The sequence below is a fragment of the Komarekiella delphini-convector SJRDD-AB1 genome (assembly GCF_014831675.1).
In the GTDB taxonomy this organism is placed as follows: domain Bacteria; phylum Cyanobacteriota; class Cyanobacteriia; order Cyanobacteriales; family Nostocaceae; genus Komarekiella.
On sequence record NZ_VJXY01000080.1, the window covers coordinates 1 to 18,368 of the forward strand.

Sequence of the window (18,368 nt, forward strand, 5' to 3'; positions counted from 1 at the left end):
GGTCAGTAAGCTTTGTACAATTTCCATATGGCTATCGAGTCGGTGCTTGTTTGTTCTAATCAGCACCTTAATGGTTCGATAGTTTTCTTGTCTATTCCCTCAACTCAAAATTGTCCGGAGTATTGAGTCATGGTACAGGTAGATCTGAATATGTTGCACCTATGGCTATGGCTGCGATCGCTGCTGGTACAGATGCTCTAATGATTGAGGTTCACCCCAATCCAGCTAGAGCACTATCTGACGGGCCTCAATCCTTAACTCCTGATAAATTTGACCGCTTGGTACAGGAAATGTCCATAATTAGCAAAGTCGTTGGACGTTGGGAGCAACCTGCTTTGGTAACATCTGTCTAATTGTCAAATTCCCGACTTCTTGCAGAAGTCGGGAATCTTGTTGTTAACCAAACTCTACATATTCAATAATTGTTCCATCAGGATGCATTGCTCGCATATTGGCCCCAGTAGGGACTTGATTCGGTTCTGCGAGAATTACCGCACCTTGCTCAGTAAGTGCTTCCCTAAAGTCATTGAGTGAGTCAACGAGAAATGTTGCCTGTGTACTCTTGAATGGAGAGAGTGCCTCAGCCGAACCAGCAATTAAAAGAATAGAACCCACACCCGCGAGTTCCAACCCAGTCTCGGAATATTCAGACCACAACCAGCATGTTTCTGTAAAGAGGTTTTCGTAGAAAGCGATCGCATCATCCAAGTCTGTTGGATTGAGATAAACTCTGGTGAGGACTTTAAGAATTTGCATTGCAACCTGTCTATTTAGACAGCTATTGTATTTCAAGGTACTTAATTGGCAATCATACTAAACTAAGGTTGATCATGAAATCGCCGATCTTCAATTTGAAAAAGGGCTTAAATCAGTAAACAGTGAACAGTAAACAGTAAACAGTTGGGGAATTTAAACCCGCCAGATAGCGTCTGCCACTAATCGGCTTTGGGTTATTAGTTTTCAGTTATCAGTACTCGCCTTCCTAGTGGTTTCCCCCAAACCCAATTATGTTTACTGTTTACTTAAAATGCATTTCCTTTCTACACCTTTAGCTCTACATCAGTCATCTGTATAGCTCTAACTAATATATATACATACTCAAGTATCAGTACCTAGATTGAGCAGGGTGTTATAAAAAATAGCTTGACTAAGATCCGCCTAATTTAGTCTGCCTAAATCTTCTTTCCATGTACGTAAATAAAATAGTTATCTGTAACCTTTGTGTCAGCCTGAAAACCAACTTTCTTTAGCTTCTCTTGCAGTTCATCAGGCTGATAAAAAATCTTGACAATCTGGAATTCTTGACCATTATTTAACTTGCGGCTTTTATATATATTCCCATCATCCTCAAGAATATGATTCTTAGCCGTGGATGTAGGTTCAAAACGAGAGTCAATAATAAACACTTGTCCACCAACGCGAACAGATTGATAAACTTTCGTCAAAAATGAATCGAGTAATTGTGGCGGCACATGAGAAAGCCAAAAGGCAAAGAACACCAAATCATATTCGGTGTCAGGCTGCCATTTAAATAAATCAAATAAGTAATATTTAACACTCGGTGAAGCTAACTTAGAACGATTAATCGCAAGCACTTCTTCAGAAGCATCGATCGCAGTAATTTTCTTGCCGATGTTTAAAAGTTCTTGTGTCCAGATACCTGTACCACTGGCTAACTCTAAAATATCATCTACTGCTCCAACTTGATATAATGCACTTTTAACAATGGCTACTTCGTTAAACCAGCGTTGGTTAGTTTCTTCGCCGCGATCGTAGCGTCCTATCCTATAGAACCACTGATCATATTCATTTGCTCTAGCGCGATAATACTCAATTTGTTGTTGAAGAATTTCATCCGTCATTCTGTATCTTGTCTGATTGAATTTAGATTTGGTGTAGCTATAACTTTTAACACATGGACTTGCGGTATGCAGTTTTAGTGACTAAGAGTATTCTTATTGCTAGATATTTAGGTTTTTCCTTGCTATTTCATACCCAAAACTTGAGAGTAGCTAAAACTGCTAAAATGCCCTCTGTGCTTTGAGCCATAATTTGGAGAGTAGTTAAAGAAACTCAAACAATCAAGACTATGGCAGAATTGATTAACTTCAAGTGGCGACAGTTAATTCTGAGCTTAGGCTGTTTGTTACTGATTATTGCTTGTAACAGTTCGCATCTGAATATAAACCCAAATGTTAAGCTTCTAAAGGTGGCTACAGATCCTACCTTTGTCCCTTTTGAGAGCCAAACGATTAACGGTAATCTAGAAGGTTTTGATATTGACCTGATGAATGCGATCGCTAAAGTAGCAAAGTTTGCTGTTGAGTTTGAAAGCCTGCCTTTTGATGGTATGATATCAAGTCTGCAAGCTCACAGAGTCGATGCAGCAATCAGCGGAATCACAATTACCGCTCAACGCCTCAAGACAATTTCTTTTTCACGACCTTATTTTAAAGCCGGACTGGCGATCGCTGTTCGCCAAGATAACCAAGATATTAAAGACTTCAACAGTCTCAAAGGCAAAAAAATTGCTGTACAGATTGGTTCAACTGGGGCAGATTTTGCTAAAACTATCCCCAATGCCAAAATTAGTACGTTCAATTCTGGGCCAGATTTTTTTCAGGACTTGCTCAATGGTCATGTCGATGCTGTAGTTAGCGATGCTTTTGCTACTTTGTATGCAATTAAAAATGGTAAGCTCAAAGGCATCAAAGTTGTAGAGAATCTGCTCACAGAAGAATACTACGGCATTGCTACACCAAAAAACTCACCTCATCTAGATGCAATTAACAAAGGTATAGCTACTCTATTGTCTAATGGCACTTACAAGCAAATTTATCAAAAATGGTTTAATGCCGAACCTCCGCAACTACCAGATTCTTTAGATAGGAGTCAAGGGTCAAGAGTAGCCTTTTCAAGATTTAATGTATTCTTCTTTGTGTATTAGTGGCTTAGTGAACCAGCGCTCTCCGGCGGGTTTCCCAACCTAGGCGACTGGTGTTAGCGTAGCGTAAAGCCTTCTCTACGAGAGGCTGCGCCAACGCTTAGAGCTACGTTAGAAGCGTCACCTGGAGGTGGTTCAAAAGTTAATTTTTTAACCACTAATACACAGCGAAAAGCCCAAAAAATGGTAAATTTTTCGAGGATTTTTACCCATCTTAAAAAAGCTAGAATTAAACGCTAGCTCTAACAACCTATTACCATCACACTAAAAATGGACGCGCTAGAAAAAAGCTAGAAATTGATTTAGCATCTACTGGCTCACCCTCAAGAATTGCTTTTTCTAACTCTTCAGGAGTTAAAAATACAGTTTCGATATCCTCGTCTCCATCTTGGTCTGGCGGTGTCTCCAGCTTTTCCAAATCTTGAGCGAGAAAAGCATAGATAATCTCATCAGAATAACCAGGAGCCAGGAAAAACTCTCCTAGTTTGCGCCATTTTTGAGCACTATAACCAGTTTCTTCCTGGATTTCCCGCTGTATCGTTTCTAGAGGATCTTCATTAGTTTCTAAAGTACCAGCAGGAAACTCTAATAGCCTTCCCTGAATTGCAAAACGATACTGGCGCACCAGTACAAGTTTACCCTCTGGCGTCACAGGTACGGCTAGAGCGCCACCGGGGTGACGAATACACTCCCATTCCCCTTCTGCTTTATTGGGTAAACGCAAGCGATTGACTTCAAAATCAAACTTGCGTCCTTTATAGAACAAGCGTTGCTTGAGCAACTGTGGTAATTCTCTACCTAATGGCATAGTAAAATCTGATTATCTTTAGGAGTGATGAGTGACGGCTTCCGCTGTTCAGACTTCTCTCTACTTTTAAGGCTGGTAATTTTAATTGCCCATCAATAAATGTACATCAGAACAGTCTACCTGCTTCAGCAGTTCTTTAATTACACACCCCGAAACTGGTTCTACCCAATCGGGGGCAATTTCTGCTAGTGGTACTAACACAAAAGCTCGCTCCCGCATTCGAGGATGAGGAATCTGGAGGTTTGGTGTCTGCAAAATTAAGTCATCATACAATAACAAATCTAAATCCAGGGTTCGCGGCCCCCAACGTTCTTGACGAACACGTCCAAATCTTTGCTCAATCCCTAACAAAGTTTCTAGCAACTGCTGGGGCGAAATCTCAACTTGTAAGATGGCACAGCCGTTCAAGTAATCTGGCTGTGGTGGGCCGACGGCTTTGGTTCTATACCAATGGGATCTAGCTTCTAAGAAAATACCTGGTGTTTGAGCTAAAGTCTCTATAGCTGCTTCTAAGGTTGCCTGAGATTCGCCCATATTGCTACCGAGAGCGAATGCACTTCGCGATCGCATTACCTTAGATCCCACTTTCAGGATTTCTTTGCGGACACTTGCCCCGACATATTACAAAAACTTTCAAGGTTTTGATATTCCGAACAATTATTAAAATTGGTATTTTTATTTACAAAAATAATTTTACTAAATCTAAAAAACATTATTTTTATAGTGAATTTAGTTCCTTATTTATAGGATAGTATACTAACACAAACGTAGTACGCTAACCCCATACTTCTCTGATGGTGGTTAGGTCTTAGCTACTTTGAGGGGAGAAACTGACGTGGCCAAGCTTACCTCCTGGTTCAAGCGCAGACCAGCTAATTTGAGTCACTCTGACCAGGAGCAACCGCGATTGCTGCCTGATAATCATCATAAAAATGAGGAATCCGCAAATGAGAGCTTACCACCAACACATCTGGTGCAGGCGAGGCAGTTACTCAGCCAAATGAAAAGCTTATCATCTGGGATAAAAGATAGACTGGCAGTGGGCGATAAACCGCTTTATCGTCGCATTTGGTTTTGGGCAGGCTTGGGTGTAGGTGGTGGGGTAGTTGCTTTGATCTACGGTATTAGTTCAATAGATCGGACTTTACCAGATAAAGCTGAACTGAACGCCGTAATTCGAGAGCAAACACTGACTATCAAAGCAGCCAATGGCACTATATTACAACAACAAGGCGAAGCGACCAGAGAACAGTTAACGCTGAAGCAAATACCAGATAACCTGGAAAAAGCCTTCATTGCCTCAGAAGACAGAAGATTCCAGCAACACAATGGAGTTGACCCTCAAGGGATTGTCAGAGCGGTTTTAAATAATTTGCGATCGCAAAATGTAGTAGAAGGTGGTAGCACCATCACCCAACAGCTAGCACGAATTCTCTTCCTCAAACAAGAGCGGACAATCTGGCGCAAACTCAAAGAAGTCCGTCTGGCACAAAAAATGGAGCAAGAATTAACCAAAGACCAGATTCTAGAGCGTTATCTGAATCTAGTTTATTTGGGAGGTGGAGCTTACGGTGTGGCAGATGCAGCATGGGTGTACTTCAGTAAATCGCCAGACCAACTTTCCCTAGCAGAAATGGCAACCATTGCCGGATTAGCTCCCGCTCCCAGCTCATACTCCCCAGACAAAAATCCTGAAGCTGCCAAACAGCGGCGAAATCTAGTATTGCAGCGGATGCAGGAAGATGGAGTGATTACAGTAGCTCAAAGACAAGCAGCTGCTCAAGAACCACTCACCTTAAAAAGCAGTATGCCCAAGCGGCTGCAAGTAGAATCACCCTACTTTACCAGCTACATTCAGAAAGAATTGCCGAAGTACGTTTCTGCCGATGTCCTCGCAGGTGGAGGTTTAGTAGTAGAAACTACTTTGAACCAAGATTGGCAGAAGGTAGCAGAAGAAGCAGTCGCCAAAACTCTACGAAATCAGGGTCGTTGGGAGAACTTTAAACAAGGTGCAATGGTAGCCATTGACCCCCGTAACGGTGAAATTCGGGCAATGGTTGGGGGAAAAGACTTTGGTAAAAATCAGTTTAATCGAGTTACTCAGGCACAACGTCAACCAGGATCAACATTCAAAGGGTTTGTATATGCTACAGCGATCGCAACAGGCAAAAACCCCTATGACAGTTATCTAGATGCACCCTATGTAGTAGATGACTACGAACCAAAAAATTACGGTGAAACCTTCCGGGGCTGGATGAGTATGCGGGATGCCCTCACCCGTTCCGTCAATATAATTGCGGTAAAGGTGTTGATTGATGTCGGATTTGAACCAACCATTAAACTCGCCCGTGATATGGGGATTAAATCTGAACTTAAGCCCACCTACTCATTAGCTCTCGGCTCGAATGAAGTGAATCTGCTAGAGTTAACCAGCGCTTACGGCAGTTTTGCCACTCAAGGATTACACACAGAAGTTCATGGTATTCGCCGTATCCTCAACCGCCAGGGTAAGGTAATCTGGTCATCTGATTTTAAGTCCAAACGCGCCCTTGATGCTGATAGTGCCGCCATCACAACCTGGATGCTACGCAACGTTGTACAAGCTGGTACTGGTGGTGCTGCTCAATTAAATGATAGAGCCGTTGCTGGGAAGACAGGTACTTCTGATGAAGCCCGTGATTTGTGGTTTATTGGCTACATTCCCCAACTGGTAACAGGGGTTTGGCTAGGTAACGATGACAACCGCCCCACCTATGGCAGCAGTGGTAGTGCTGCTTACACCTGGCACGAGTTTATGGAAAAAGCGGTAGAGGGGATGCCAGTAGAAAAGTTTCCCGAACGACCCAAGTTAGAAGGCCGCAAAGGCACTATCAAAGCGCAGCGGATTAAGCCCGGACGAGTCCTTAATCGCCCTCTTTCCTCTGATGAATCCGAAAAAGTCAGCTCTGACGATAGCGGCTCATCTAGGAGGCGAAGAAGCAGGAGGAGGTATTCACAAGAAGCGCAACAATCAGATGATAATACCCCAAGACGGAGACGGCGTCGCGATCGCACTGAAGAGACAAGTTCTAGCAACTCTACTTCAGAACCCTCTCGCTCACGGCGACGATCTAGACGAGTAGAATCAGATTCTTCGCCACCTCGAAGAACTCGGCGGTCATTATCCCCGGATAATACAGGCTCGCAACAGTCTTCTTGGCGGGATAGACTTAGACCTCCTCAACAATGAGGGGAGTGGAGGCAATACCGTTCGGTTAAGGAATTTCTTCGTTGAGGCAAGTAGGGGGGCAGGGGTAGAACAGAAGCAGGGGGAAGAAATAATTGTCAATCAACTCTTTCCTCCCCTGCCTCCCCTGCTTATCCGAACCATATTGAGTCAGCACTTAGCACTGTTTTAGTGAAAAGTAATTTTAAATACTCCTCTTCTTGTCTCCCCACGCTTCCCCTCCTCTAGATTCATGCAATATCTACCTATTTGCTCAAACTTGAGGGGGATGTTAAGTGATACTCTCGTTTTATAGTGTCTTAACAAGTGTTATCTAACGCAGGAGAATATACTCATGCATTTATTTATGCAAACAGCAGCGGATGCTGCCGCCAATGCCCCACATTTTCCCTATGCTTTCACCTTGGTGTATGTAGTTGGTTTTATTGCTGCTGTAACCATTGGTTCAATTGCTTGGTACAACTCAAAACGCCCCGCAGGTTGGGAAAGCAAAGAGCGTCCTGATTTTGTACCTAAAGTTGAAAAAGAAGAAACTCCGGGTCTGGGAGAACCGAAGTCATAAGCAGTCAAAAGTTAACAATCAATGGTCAAGAGTCAAAACTTTAGACTTTTGACCTTTTAAGTATGGCTAATTTTGAACTTCAACCCAGCGACGGTAAAGTTTTTGAATTTGTTTGAGAAGCACTGTATAAGCCGGTTGAGTTGACTCATTCGCCTTCGCTAAATCCTGTAATTTCGTCAGAAGTCTTGCTTCTTCTGTTGCCACTTCTCCATCGCTGTAAATTAAGCCACTGATGGCTTCAATTAAGTTTTCACAATCTTCAAGGCTGGGGCGATCGCCTAGGTACTCCGTTACCCAGTCATAGCACTCTTGTGGCTGTACCGGAACTAATTCGTATAGCCAAGGCTTAATTTCTGGATCGGTAGCCAAACCTTTTGCTTGAGCTATTTCGCGCAGATATTGTCGTTCTTCTGGTTGGATTCTGCCATCAATCCAAGCCGCTCCTATCAGGATTTTAACTAAGTTTTTCACATTAGACTGAGTAACCATTGCTGCCTCCTCTGGTAGATTCGGGGCTCAATCAAATAGTACAATCCCAAGCAGTATTCACTCGTAATTATTGGTTTTTCTTAAGCGCACCATAAAAAAGCCATCCATGTCCTGTTGCTGAGGCCAGACTTTAAACCAGCCTTGAGGTGTGGTGTAGGCGTAAAGCAAATCAACGTTGGGATCAATTTGCCAACCAGGTGACTCAGCTAAAAATGCTGAAATCACTTCTTCGTTTTCTGCTGGATGCAGTGTACAGGTAGCATAAACAAGTACACCACCATGTTTGACAAAAGTCGATGTATGTGACAAAAGTTCTTTCTGAAGCATCGAAAGTTCCTGGACAGATTTTGGCGTCTGTCGCCAACGAGCATCAGCATGACGGTGCAGGGTTCCCAAACCAGAGCATGGAGCATCAAGTAATACGCGGTCTGCGATGTTCTGAAACTGAGTGAAGTAGCGGCTGTCACCAGTGCAAACTTGTATAGATTGCAAATTTAGCCGTTGAGAATTTTCTTGGAGTTTGCGAAGCCGAGAAAGAGTGCGATCGCAAGCCCAAATCTGCCCTTTATCTGCCATTAACTCAGCTATATGAGTTGTCTTACCCCCCGGTGCAGCACAAGCATCAATTACTATTTCACCTGGTTGCGGATCGAGCAAATGGCTCACTAGTTGAGCACTACTATCTTGCACAGTCCACCAACCCTCGCTAAAGCCAGGTAGTTTTTGAATTGGGCCAGCACTACCAATTAATCTTAACGCTTGGGGTAAATTGGATCGCCGTACTAAAACACCAACAGATTGCAACGCCGCCTCAACTTCCGCGATTGAAGTGCGAAGCGGGTTGATTCGCAGGTCAATAGCTGGTGATTGGTTCATCCATTCACACAGTTGTTCTGTCTGGGTGAAACCTAGTTGTTCAAACCATACTTGAATAATCCAGTCAGGAAAGCTGTGGAAAATACCTAAGCGTTCCACGGGGTTTTCTAGAAGTTCTAGAGGATCTCCTCCCCTGTGTTCTACAAGACGGATATATTGTCGCAATAGACCATTCACAAAACCTGCAAGTCCAGAAAAGCGGTTTTCTTTAGCTAGTTGGACAGTAGTATTTACAGCAGCAGAAGCGGGAATACGCTCTTGATAGCGCAATTGATATAAGCCTAGATGTAAGATAGTGCGGAGGTCTGGAGGTTGTTGATGAGATTTCTTATTAGCGATTTGGTCGATTAGGGTATCAAGGGTGCGTTGCCTCCTGACAGTGCCATAAACTAATTCTGTCATCAGACGGCGATCGCTATCTTGCAAATTAGCTTTTTGCAGCACTCTGTCTAAGGCAACATCAGCATAAGCCCCCTTGTGAACGTCTCGCAAGGCGATAAAAGCTAGTTGACGGGTATTTGTCATGGAAATATTATACCTAGCTTGATAACTGATGACTGATGACTGATTTAAGGTGTTAGATTTGAGCTATCTTTTTTTGGGGATATGGAAATTTGGAATTTTTAGAAGAATTTATACCAATTAAAAAAAATAATGCGACAGATAGACCATTATAGAGACGTTGCAATGCAACGTCTCTACCAAAGGATTTGTTGCAATCATTAATTGAATCGGTATTATATTACATTTTGACAATAGCAAAAGCCCTCTTGTAGTTACAGAGGGCTAAAAATTAAACATATTAATCCTAATAAAACGACCCTATCGAGACATATATGGGTCTACACTAGCAATTTCAAACTCACACGCTCTAGATACTACTTCTGGAGGTAATTTATCAAAACTAACCAGTGGTAAATAACTGGGATTTGCCATCAGTTCTTTTGCCAATAAAAACCCAGTAATTGTCCAAGTTTGATATTTCCTGGCTTGTTTGCCAATTAGTCGCCCCTTCTTACCATCGTAATACTCTGGCCATTCATCTTCACTCAGCCGTGCTTGGGCAATTTCAATAGCCTTTCTTGCTATACTTGTTTTGTTGGTTTTCACGGACGCTGCTGCCAACATCCACATTAAAACTGGCCAACTACCAGCATTATGATACGACCAAGGTATATTTTTGGGGTCGCATCCAGTCACAATTCTGTACTCTTCATGTTCTAAAGCTGGGAAACAGATTTTCATTGGCATATCTCCCACTAGGTCATCCCATCGATCTTCAATGAGGGTCATAATCCCTTGCGACTGTTCTTCAGTGGCTAAGTCTGAAATGATCGCCATCAAGTTTCCTAGTGAAAAGAAACGAGTATCTAGCTGTGATGGGCCAACATTACCAGCTAGATAACCACCTTTTTTTGGCAGCCACTTATCTAATTCATAATAGGGAACTGAGTCTACATATATATTGAATAAATTAACAGCAGCTTTACCATATTCTTCACTTTTGAAGCGATAAATTGCATTGAGACGATTAATATCTATCCAATAATGCTGGCGAATATGAGCACATAAAAGAGGTAAGCGGTTATCAATAGCTGCAACAATATCGTGGTTGCCTTGACAAATTAGTAGCTCACGAGATGCTCTTAATGCTGTGTAAAATAAAACTTGAATTTCTAGAGGATGCCCATAGATTCCCATACGACGGTCAATCATACAAGCCCCATCTGGAACCAACAGTGTTGGATACATATCAAAACGATTTGCCAAGCAGATTTCCATGATTAGCTTGATACCGTTTTGAAATTCTGGTTGATAAGCTAGAGAAAAATCTTTTGTAGCAACTACATAAGCGCGTAATAAAATAATCCACCATAGACAGGAATCAACTGGTGTAACTCTGGCGATCGCATGTTCACCAAAGTCTGCTTCTAAATATTCTTGCCCATTATCTGATACAACTTTAAAGCTAGCTGGTATTAACCCTCGTCCAGGCTTGTACGCATCTAATGCCCTTTCTTTCGGCTGTAACTTTAGGGTTTCTTCTAGAAAATTGCGAACAATATCTGTTCTGCCTTTAATCAAAAAAATTAGGGCTGAAGAGACAAAATCTCGAATAAAGCACTGGTCATAATTGAGTGCTTCTACAGATGCATCATAGGCAGCTACCGTTCCTACAGGGCGTCCCTGATAGTAAAGAATTGACTTTTCTAATGCTTCCCACGCTTCTAATTCTATATTTTTAGTTGTTTCTATTTCGTTTAGTTGCATCGCCAGAATAACTCCATTTGGGTTGTGAACTTGTAGTAGATGTGCTCTTACTTTATTATTTTTGCTACTCTCACAATTACCAAGATGATTTTTTGAATAGCAAACATAATTATGTCAAAAGTTAGTCCAGCAACAACAGCTAAAGCTGCTTATTTTTATGCAGTTTAATTTACTGTTTGTTTGCTTTTAATCAGCTATCCTCTTGGTGAATTACAGCCGTTGTTATTCAACCAAGCAATAACATGATTACTAAAAACAGTCATGCAAGATAAATTTTTAGACTATTTCTTGTTTTGTTTTCATGTCCGGCATCTTTGCTTGATTAAACAAAAACATATCTCCGGCACTGTTTAAGTTTCCCGTGAAGTTTAAACTATGCTCAGTATACTTACTTAAGCGGATTTAGTTTTTGAGACTAGAAGTTAAATTCTTCCCCTATAACTTAATAATTTATAACTTTTTTTCAGAATATGCAATAAGAGAGCTTGAATTATTTAAGATGTCAATACTTCTGAAGGGCTATATATTCTACCTCACTGTTCTATTCAATGGAGAGCTTAGGCAAGTAAAATCAAAAAAGGTAAAGTACACAGGAGTAATAACAACTTATAGCTTTATATCACGTTATAGAAAGCAGCTGAAGCCTCAAAAAAGCGGAAATAATCAATTTTTCAAACAATAACAAAAGCTTAATCATTGGACTCAAAGAATCGTAATGATCATAGAGGAGAATTGAGCAAAATTGCTCAATCTAAAAGTAAGCAGAATGCAACAGCCTCTTGTATAAATCCTTGTTTATATATCCAGGTATTGTTTACTTTTTTGGATAATATAATTTTGTCAGCTTTTATATGTAAACAACTGTAACTTGCTACACTAATATCTGCATTGAAGGAATGTAGTAGATATTTTTGTAGAAGCGTAGACGCGGAGCGGTGAGGGGGTCGCAGCCTTCTCTACTAGAGGGCCTTCGCGAAGCGTCTCGTAGAGAAGGCGGTTTCCGTCGATAGGGCAGCGGTAGCGAGTCATCAAGCGTCTTGCCAACTCCCGAACCCGAAGGGCTTGTCGTCAGATATCGTGTTTCTTTTCTTTGGTAGGTACATTGAAAAGATATGGGTAAGACATTATTTGCTTTTTACAGGATTATTCGGTTAGATGCAAGATGCGTCAGTTTTCTACACGTCTGCGTACCCGTGCAATGGCTAAGTCGGGACTGTGTAACCAAAAGTAAATTAAGTTGATAATATAACCTTTCATTTTGTATTCTCTCAAGAATCGCGCGAAATTACGAGCTGCTAATGTAGTTTCAAATGCAAAATCAGCTTTAGCATTCACCAGAGTTTGTTGCCATTGATACACCATATCTTCTCTGTATTTCCTAGTTTATTTGAATATCTGATCCTCTCTAGCAAGCTTTGCCGCCTTAGTTTTTTTAACCACTAAGGCACTAAGAAAAATAGATTACACCTTGAAATGGCAAGTTTAAACATAATCATGATTGATTTTGAACTTTGGGATACGTTACTTCGTCAGTATGTTGATCAACAGGGTCGTGTAGACTATCTTGCTTGGAAAACAGAGCAACCCCAAGTACTGGCTGATTGGTTATCGAGTCTAAAGCAGTTGCATCTTGAATCGAATTCCACGCCTTTGGAGGAATTGGCATTGTGGGTCAATCTTTACAACGCGTTTACTATCTCGACAATTTTGGAACGATATCCAATCAAATCAATTCGTCCAAAAATTCTAGGGGTTCCTAACTGGCTTGGTTTCCTGTGGTTCTTCCAACGTCGGGTTTATGAAGTTTTTGGCAGGCGTTATAGTCTAGCTCAAATCGAGAACCAAATTCTGCGAGACAAATTGCAAGAGCCACGAATTCATTTCTCAATTGTCTGTGCTTCGGTTGGTTGTCCGTTACTGCGTGCAGGAGCTTACTTTCCTGAGCAAGTCGTTGAGCAGTTAAATGAAGATGCTCGTCGCTTTATTAATAATCCTGAAAAAGTCCGTTACGATTCCCTAAGCAAAACGCTCTACTGTAGCAAGATATTCAAGTGGTATCGTCAAGACTTCTTAAAAGTTGCGCCCTCCATTCCAGAATACATTCGTTCTTATTTAGAAAAAGATTTGCCCTTAACCGCTGCAACGTCGATTTCCTATCTCTACTATGACTGGAACCTCAATCAGCGAATATCTTGATAAAACTGCTTGAGATAGTTTGTCGAGACGCCAATACCCCATAAAAAACCAATGTACAGATAAATTACCGTAGCTTTCCAATTACCCCATTTCGCCACACGCCGATCAGAACTTTGAACGATCCGGTTAACCTGATAAATACGTCCTTTTTTCACTAATTTGAGGCATAAATCTCCATCTTCCATGATTGGTAATGCCTCATCAAATCCACCACAATCCCAAAAATCAGTTCGACGGCAAAATATTACCTGATCTCCAAATAAAAGGCGCAATCCTTTAAAAAACAGATGAGGTTTAAACAGCAATGGTGCGTAGTAAGTTTTGAGATAATTGTGTATGGAGATGCCCCAACGAGTCGTTTGAGATCCTGTCATTAGAGAAATAAATCCCCCACAAGCAACTGTTGGATTTGCTAGGGTTTGCTCGATTACAGCGATGAGATCATCTGGAACCCAAGTATCTGCATGAAGAAAGCAAAGGATATCTCCGGTTGCATCTGATGCTCCGTGGTTCATTTGAATAGAGCGTCCATGCTGCTGACAGGAGAAAACTTGTATATTTAACACCTGATTGAACGACTCAAAATTTTGCTTTGCGATCGCTAGTGTCTCATCTTCGCTGCCACCATCCACTACTATCACCTCTTTAGCAGGCGGATTGAGTAAAGTTAGTAGGCGCAATGTACGCTCCAAGCTGGCTGCTTCATTTAAAGTAGGAATGACAATCGAAACTTGAGACATGCAGCTTATACTATTTTGGATTTTGGATTTTAGATTTTAGATTCCGAAAGAGTTGGTGGATATGCTTTTGGGGTATCTATCACAATCACTTCTCAAATTGGTCTTAAGTAGTTTTATTGCTGTTTTTATTCTACTTGCTTAGTGTCTATGGGTTTTAGCCCAAAGAAAAATCGGGCAATGTTTAGGCGCTTGATTAATACATCGTATAAAAAACTTATGATTACAACAGACGCAGTACTAATAATCAAAAACTTTTCTGCTATGCCCAAATTCCATTGCACAACGTAAAAAGCGATCGCAACTAAAACTGTCTGGTGCAGTAAGTAAACTGGATAAGAAGCTTGGGAACAATATTGCAGAATGCTGTTATTAAATGCTAAATATCGCTGACCTAGCCCAAGTATGGCAATTACCCAACACCAAGAATTGAAGCCTCGCAATATTTGATAGAGAATATATTCCCAAGAGTAACCACGTATAGGAAGAGTATTACTTGCTTGTACTCCAAAGAGAATTGACATAGTAATCACTGCTATAAATAGTATCTGCGTTCGATATTGATCAATTACTTGTTTAAATCTCGTGTCAGAACAGAGAAGAAAGCCATAAACAAAGTAATGGAGGTAAAGCAATAAATTTGCCCAGTCATTATAGAGATTTTGGAAACCAAACCATTTTGGTCGCAACGCGCCTTCAATCATTGCCAATGGTAGAGCAGGTAAGAATATAGCTCCTGGCTGTTTCATGAAAGTTGCAATAGTAGAATACCAATATTTATCTGTTTGTTTTTTGAAGAATAATAAAATCGGCAGAGTAACAACAGACAACACAAATAGGTAAATCACAAACCACAAGTGTGCCCATTCAAAATTACCTTGGGGACGAATTCCATTAAAAAATTGTGGGTAGAACTGTAAATAAGAACCAATGTATTGGTGATGATTCAGAAGTTTGTAATAGACTTGAAAAGGAACCAGTATTAGCGTGCCAAATGTGAAAGGGATGAATAGTCGCCCGAAGCGATCGCTAATATACTGCATTGGTGTTCGCCACTGGAGAGAAAACCAAGTGGCAGACCCCGCAATTACGAAAAACAATGGCATGTGCCACTGATGAACAAAGAAAATAAACCATCCAAGAGCAGGACTGATTAAGTCATTTATAATATAAAATTCGCCTAATTCACCTTGGTAAAAAACTGCTGCGGCGTGAAAATAAATTAGCAATAGTACCGCCAGTACCCTCAACCAATCCAGATCATAACGTCTTTCAAGGTGACTACCCGTTTTATCTAAGTCGTCTTCTAAGTTCATTTATTTACCGTAAGCCTAAACAAGATATTACCGCTTTGAAAGTTGATGTTGAGGCTTATTACTGAGAGGATGTTTGAAAAGTCCTCTTGTCGGTATCAAAAGTTCTAGATCCCTCTAAATCCCCCTTAAAAAGGGGGACTTTGATTCCGGTTCCCCCCTTTTTAAGGGGGGTTAGGGGGGATCTAAAAGTGCCTAAAGTCACAGCGAAACACTTTTCAAACACCCTCTGAAGATAGATTCTATACATCTCTATAATCTGGTTGGATATAAATAATTAGCTTTGGTGTTCTTGAGCATGGTAGCTAGCCCTCAAGAGTTTTCCCCACATTGGATTATAGGGATGTACAAAATGCGTTGGATGTTGATCATGTTTAAAAATTGGTTTTCCTTCATTTGCCCACTGAAAAATACCACCGCTCAAGTTGAAAACGCCAGAGAAACCCGCCTCATCAAGTTGCTGGACTAATTTGGCGCTACGATAGCCAATAGAACAGTACACAACAATTGGTGTGTCTTTTGCAACTTTTGAGAGTGCTGCTAAATCAGGGGCAATGGGATCAATATGTATCGCTGCTTTCAGGTGACTGACCTCATACTCTGCCTGATTCCGTGCATCTAGTATAAGAGGCTGTGGTGCGGAGTCTAATAGCCACTGAGCAAATTCTTTGGTTTTAATCTGGTGAACACCTGGGAAGATTAGCCCAATGAAGAATTTAAGTAAATTAAATGTAAGCGATCGCACTTTTTAAAACGCTGTCTCGTTTTCAAGGGGAATTTAAATCTGATTATTAAGCTGTAAGTATTAATAAATATTAACGCTATTTAAAGGTCAGAATTTTCGCTCCCCCTTCTTCCTAATTTGGGAGAAAGAGTTTAGAGGATAAGGATAATTTTTTTACTTCTGAGACGTTCTTTGCTGCCGATTTCTACACTCAATATGACTTAGAGCTTAACCCAACTGTATTGAACCAACCTTAAGGAGGCGATATCTGCTTATCATCTTATGACTTCTATCCCACCCACTCCAGAAGATTCATCTGACTTGATTGCATCTGAAACGCCGCTTGACCCAAATCAGCCAACCAAAACTGATGCTCCCTTTCCGGTTGTGGGAATCGCTGCTTCAGCGGGTGGGCTAGAGGCATTTACGGAACTCATCCGCCACTTACCGACGAATACGGATATGGCGTTTGTACTGATTCAGCATTTAGCCCCCGATCACGAAAGTTTACTCAGCGAAATTCTGAGCAGAGTGACCAAAATGCCTGTGCATCAAGTGCAAGACCGGATGATGGTCGAGCCAAACGAGGTTTATGTCATTCCGCCCAACACCCAAATGACACTGGTAGATGGAATGCTACATCTAGCTCCACGTCAGAAAAGCTACGGCAAATATCTGCCGGGAGATATCTTTTTTGAGTCCTTAGCAGCAGATCGAGGCAACAAAACGATCGCCGTCGTGCTATCGGGCACTGATGGAGACGGCTCACTGGGGTTGAAAGCCATCAAGGTGGCTGGCGGTGTGACCTTTGCTCAATGTGAAGCCACGGCAAAATTTGACAGTATGCCAAATACCGCCGTTGCTACCGGAAATGTCGATTTTGTGCTACCGCCTCAAGCCATTGCCGCAGAACTGACAAATTTCGGTCGCAGTCCCTTTCTGTTTGACTCAGAGCCGCTTGAGGTGGTGCAGGAGTTGACCGAACCAGGTGATGCTTTGACCACCATTTTTGCGCTCTTGCGAACGACCAGCGGCGTTGACTTCACCCTCTACAAACCCACGACGCTGGATCGCAGAATGCAGCGGCGGATGCTGTTATATAAGCTCGAAAGTCTGGAAGACTATGCTAAGTATTTGCAAGAACATCCGGCTGAAGTTCAAGCGCTGTATGAAGAAATTCTGATCCACGTCACCAGTTTCTTTCGTGATCCGGAAACCTTTGAACAATTGAAGGTGCAGGTTTTTCCCACCATTAGTCAAAACAAATCCACCAATACGCCGATTCGGATTTGGGTGGCAGGCTGTTCTACCGGGGAAGAAGTTTACTCGATCGCCATCTGCTTATTAGAGTTTTTTAGCGATCGCGCCACCGTCCCGCCGATTCAGATTTTTGCCACCGATATCAGCGAAGCGGCAATCAACAGAGCCAGGTCAGGCTTGTACTTAGAAAGCCAGATGGAAGCAGTTTCACCGGAGCGCCGTAACCGCTTCTTTATTGCTTTGGCAAACGGCAGTTATCAAATTACCAGCCCTGTGCGTGAAGTGTGTGTGTTTGCGCGACACAACTTAGGAGGCGACCCGCCGTTCTCGAATCTCGATCTAATTAGCTGTCGCAACGTGCTGATTTATTTATCAGATTCGTTGCAGTCACGGATTATGTCTCTGTTTCATTACAGTCTCAACTTAACGGGCTTTCTGATGCTGGGGACTTCAGAAAGCGTCAAAAGCTCCTCAGACTTGTTTACATCAGTCGATGAAGTAGCCAAAATTTATGCTCGAAAGTTGACCTTGACTCGCCCCCTGTTTTCGTTCACGACCAATCCTTACCCTGTTGCCAGCGTTGATAGTCAGCAGCGCGTGACCGAAAATATCGCCAATAATTTTGATTTAGCGCGAGAAGTTGACCAACTTCTCTCAAATCACTACGCGCCGATATCTGTCGTCATCAACGACCAGATGCACATTCTCCACCTGCGAGGAGACACCGATCTCTACCTGAAGCTGCCCCCCGGAAGCACTGAATTAAACTTGCTGGTGATGGCACGGGAAGGATTGATGATCCCACTTCGCACGGCAATTTATCAAGCTCAGACCCGAATGGCACTAAGAAAAGCCGAAACACTTGTGGTTTAAGCTGTTTGCAATTGCTTGCGTAACTCATGCCGGGGTTTGGTCATTAAGGGGTAAGCTTTTGGGCGGCGTTTACGGACTCGTGGTTCACT

General features: G+C 42.0%; 16 protein-coding genes and 1 pseudogene. 6 read left to right on the forward strand and 11 right to left on the reverse strand.

Annotated elements, in window-relative coordinates; translation table 11 throughout:
* Positions 1 to 125 precede the first annotated feature (125 nt).
* Positions 126 to 353 (forward strand): annotated as a pseudogene (locus tag FNW02_RS34590) (3-deoxy-7-phosphoheptulonate synthase); the annotation flags it as partial.
* Positions 354 to 396: 43 nt separating this feature from the next.
* Here FNW02_RS34590 and FNW02_RS34595 read toward each other — a convergent pair.
* On the reverse strand, positions 397 to 756 hold the full coding sequence (locus FNW02_RS34595; protein ID WP_191762033.1) for a VOC family protein: 360 nt from the start codon (positions 754 to 756) through the stop codon (positions 397 to 399).
* Between the two features lie 416 nt (positions 757 to 1,172).
* The gene (locus FNW02_RS34600; protein WP_191762034.1) at positions 1,173 to 1,862 is read right to left on the reverse strand and encodes a class I SAM-dependent methyltransferase; all 690 of its coding nucleotides are present in this window, start codon (positions 1,860 to 1,862) and stop codon (positions 1,173 to 1,175) included.
* Positions 1,863 to 2,089: 227 nt separating this feature from the next.
* Here FNW02_RS34600 and FNW02_RS34605 point away from each other — a divergent pair, with 227 nt between their 5' ends.
* Positions 2,090 to 2,947 (forward strand): basic amino acid ABC transporter substrate-binding protein, encoded by an 858-nt coding sequence (locus FNW02_RS34605; protein WP_191762035.1) that lies wholly within the window; start codon positions 2,090 to 2,092, stop codon positions 2,945 to 2,947.
* 256 nt (positions 2,948 to 3,203) lie between these two features.
* Here FNW02_RS34605 and FNW02_RS34610 read toward each other — a convergent pair whose 3' ends face one another.
* Both FNW02_RS34610 and folK read right to left on the reverse strand, forming a co-directional pair.
* Entirely contained in the window at positions 3,204 to 3,752 is a 549-nt protein-coding gene (locus FNW02_RS34610) for an NUDIX hydrolase (protein WP_191762036.1), read from the reverse strand.
* Positions 3,753 to 3,833: 81 nt separating this feature from the next.
* Complete coding sequence (folK, locus tag FNW02_RS34615) at positions 3,834 to 4,322, reverse strand: 2-amino-4-hydroxy-6-hydroxymethyldihydropteridine diphosphokinase (RefSeq protein ID WP_191762045.1); 489 nt, start codon at positions 4,320 to 4,322, stop codon at positions 3,834 to 3,836.
* 265 nt (positions 4,323 to 4,587) lie between these two features.
* Between folK and FNW02_RS34620 the strand changes: the two genes are divergently transcribed.
* Both FNW02_RS34620 and psb35 read left to right on the forward strand, forming a co-directional pair.
* Positions 4,588 to 6,981, forward strand: a complete 2,394-nt coding sequence (locus tag FNW02_RS34620; protein WP_191762037.1) for a PBP1A family penicillin-binding protein — start codon at positions 4,588 to 4,590, stop codon at positions 6,979 to 6,981.
* 331 nt (positions 6,982 to 7,312) lie between these two features.
* Complete coding sequence (gene psb35, locus FNW02_RS34625) at positions 7,313 to 7,540, forward strand: photosystem II assembly protein Psb35 (protein WP_162394614.1); 228 nt, start codon at positions 7,313 to 7,315, stop codon at positions 7,538 to 7,540.
* A gap of 66 nt (positions 7,541 to 7,606) precedes the next feature.
* On the opposite strand, the gene FNW02_RS34630 is transcribed toward psb35, so the two are convergent.
* The 4 genes from FNW02_RS34630 to FNW02_RS34645 form a co-directional block, all read right to left on the reverse strand.
* Positions 7,607 to 8,029, reverse strand: coding sequence for a tellurite resistance TerB family protein (locus FNW02_RS34630; RefSeq protein WP_162394615.1), 423 nt, complete (start codon positions 8,027 to 8,029; stop codon positions 7,607 to 7,609).
* A 57-nt stretch (positions 8,030 to 8,086) separates the two neighbouring features.
* Complete coding sequence (locus FNW02_RS34635; protein ID WP_191762038.1) at positions 8,087 to 9,430, reverse strand: 16S rRNA (cytosine(967)-C(5))-methyltransferase; 1,344 nt, start codon at positions 9,428 to 9,430, stop codon at positions 8,087 to 8,089.
* Positions 9,431 to 9,727: 297 nt separating this feature from the next.
* A complete protein-coding gene (locus FNW02_RS34640) occupies positions 9,728 to 11,176 on the reverse strand; it encodes a glycoside hydrolase 100 family protein (RefSeq protein WP_191762039.1) in 1,449 nt (482 codons plus the stop codon).
* A gap of 1,167 nt (positions 11,177 to 12,343) precedes the next feature.
* Positions 12,344 to 12,538 carry a zeta toxin family protein gene (locus FNW02_RS34645; protein ID WP_225226133.1) on the reverse strand — a complete coding sequence of 65 codons (195 nt, stop codon included), beginning with the start codon at positions 12,536 to 12,538 and terminating at the stop codon, positions 12,344 to 12,346.
* 132 nt (positions 12,539 to 12,670) lie between these two features.
* Between FNW02_RS34645 and FNW02_RS34650 the strand changes: the two genes are divergently transcribed.
* A complete protein-coding gene (locus FNW02_RS34650; protein WP_191762040.1) occupies positions 12,671 to 13,372 on the forward strand; it encodes a DUF547 domain-containing protein in 702 nt (233 codons plus the stop codon).
* Here the strand turns inward: FNW02_RS34650 and FNW02_RS34655 are convergent.
* The 3 genes from FNW02_RS34655 to FNW02_RS34665 all read right to left on the reverse strand — a co-directional run bounded on the left by FNW02_RS34655 (position 13,357) and on the right by FNW02_RS34665 (position 16,167).
* Positions 13,357 to 14,112 carry a TIGR04283 family arsenosugar biosynthesis glycosyltransferase gene (locus tag FNW02_RS34655; RefSeq protein WP_191762041.1) on the reverse strand — a complete coding sequence of 252 codons (756 nt, stop codon included), beginning with the start codon at positions 14,110 to 14,112 and terminating at the stop codon, positions 13,357 to 13,359. The genes FNW02_RS34650 and FNW02_RS34655 overlap by 16 nt on opposite strands.
* Positions 14,113 to 14,237: 125 nt before the next feature.
* Positions 14,238 to 15,425 carry an acyltransferase family protein gene (locus FNW02_RS34660; protein WP_191762042.1) on the reverse strand — a complete coding sequence of 396 codons (1,188 nt, stop codon included), beginning with the start codon at positions 15,423 to 15,425 and terminating at the stop codon, positions 14,238 to 14,240.
* A 274-nt stretch (positions 15,426 to 15,699) separates the two neighbouring features.
* Positions 15,700 to 16,167: a rhodanese-like domain-containing protein gene (locus tag FNW02_RS34665; protein WP_191762043.1), complete on the reverse strand. Its 468-nt coding sequence runs from the start codon at positions 16,165 to 16,167 to the stop codon at positions 15,700 to 15,702.
* Between the two features lie 261 nt (positions 16,168 to 16,428).
* Between FNW02_RS34665 and FNW02_RS34670 the strand changes: the two genes are divergently transcribed.
* Positions 16,429 to 18,279, forward strand: a complete 1,851-nt coding sequence (locus FNW02_RS34670; RefSeq protein ID WP_191762044.1) for a chemotaxis protein CheB — start codon at positions 16,429 to 16,431, stop codon at positions 18,277 to 18,279.
* Positions 18,280 to 18,368: the final 89 nt, after the last annotated feature.

What these genes read in the sequence shown, in the direction of transcription:
- FNW02_RS34605 (WP_191762035.1), top strand. Translation starts at nt 2,090, where the DNA reads ATGGCAGAATTGATTAACTTCAAGTGGCGACAGTTAATTCTGAGCTTA.
- FNW02_RS34650 (WP_191762040.1), top strand. Translation starts at nt 12,671, where the DNA reads ATGATTGATTTTGAACTTTGGGATACGTTACTTCGTCAGTATGTTGAT.
- FNW02_RS34635 (WP_191762038.1), bottom strand. Translation starts at nt 9,430, where the DNA reads ATGACAAATACCCGTCAACTAGCTTTTATCGCCTTGCGAGACGTTCAC.
- FNW02_RS34670 (WP_191762044.1), top strand. Translation starts at nt 16,429, where the DNA reads ATGACTTCTATCCCACCCACTCCAGAAGATTCATCTGACTTGATTGCA.
- FNW02_RS34595 (WP_191762033.1), bottom strand. Translation starts at nt 756, where the DNA reads ATGCAAATTCTTAAAGTCCTCACCAGAGTTTATCTCAATCCAACAGAC.
- FNW02_RS34655 (WP_191762041.1), bottom strand. Translation starts at nt 14,112, where the DNA reads ATGTCTCAAGTTTCGATTGTCATTCCTACTTTAAATGAAGCAGCCAGC.
- folK (WP_191762045.1), bottom strand. Translation starts at nt 4,322, where the DNA reads ATGCGATCGCGAAGTGCATTCGCTCTCGGTAGCAATATGGGCGAATCT.
- psb35 (WP_162394614.1), top strand. Translation starts at nt 7,313, where the DNA reads ATGCATTTATTTATGCAAACAGCAGCGGATGCTGCCGCCAATGCCCCA.
- FNW02_RS34600 (WP_191762034.1), bottom strand. Translation starts at nt 1,862, where the DNA reads ATGACGGATGAAATTCTTCAACAACAAATTGAGTATTATCGCGCTAGA.
- FNW02_RS34630 (WP_162394615.1), bottom strand. Translation starts at nt 8,029, where the DNA reads ATGGTTACTCAGTCTAATGTGAAAAACTTAGTTAAAATCCTGATAGGA.
- FNW02_RS34610 (WP_191762036.1), bottom strand. Translation starts at nt 3,752, where the DNA reads ATGCCATTAGGTAGAGAATTACCACAGTTGCTCAAGCAACGCTTGTTC.
- FNW02_RS34645 (WP_225226133.1), bottom strand. Translation starts at nt 12,538, where the DNA reads ATGGTGTATCAATGGCAACAAACTCTGGTGAATGCTAAAGCTGATTTT.
- FNW02_RS34640 (WP_191762039.1), bottom strand. Translation starts at nt 11,176, where the DNA reads ATGCAACTAAACGAAATAGAAACAACTAAAAATATAGAATTAGAAGCG.
- FNW02_RS34660 (WP_191762042.1), bottom strand. Translation starts at nt 15,425, where the DNA reads ATGAACTTAGAAGACGACTTAGATAAAACGGGTAGTCACCTTGAAAGA.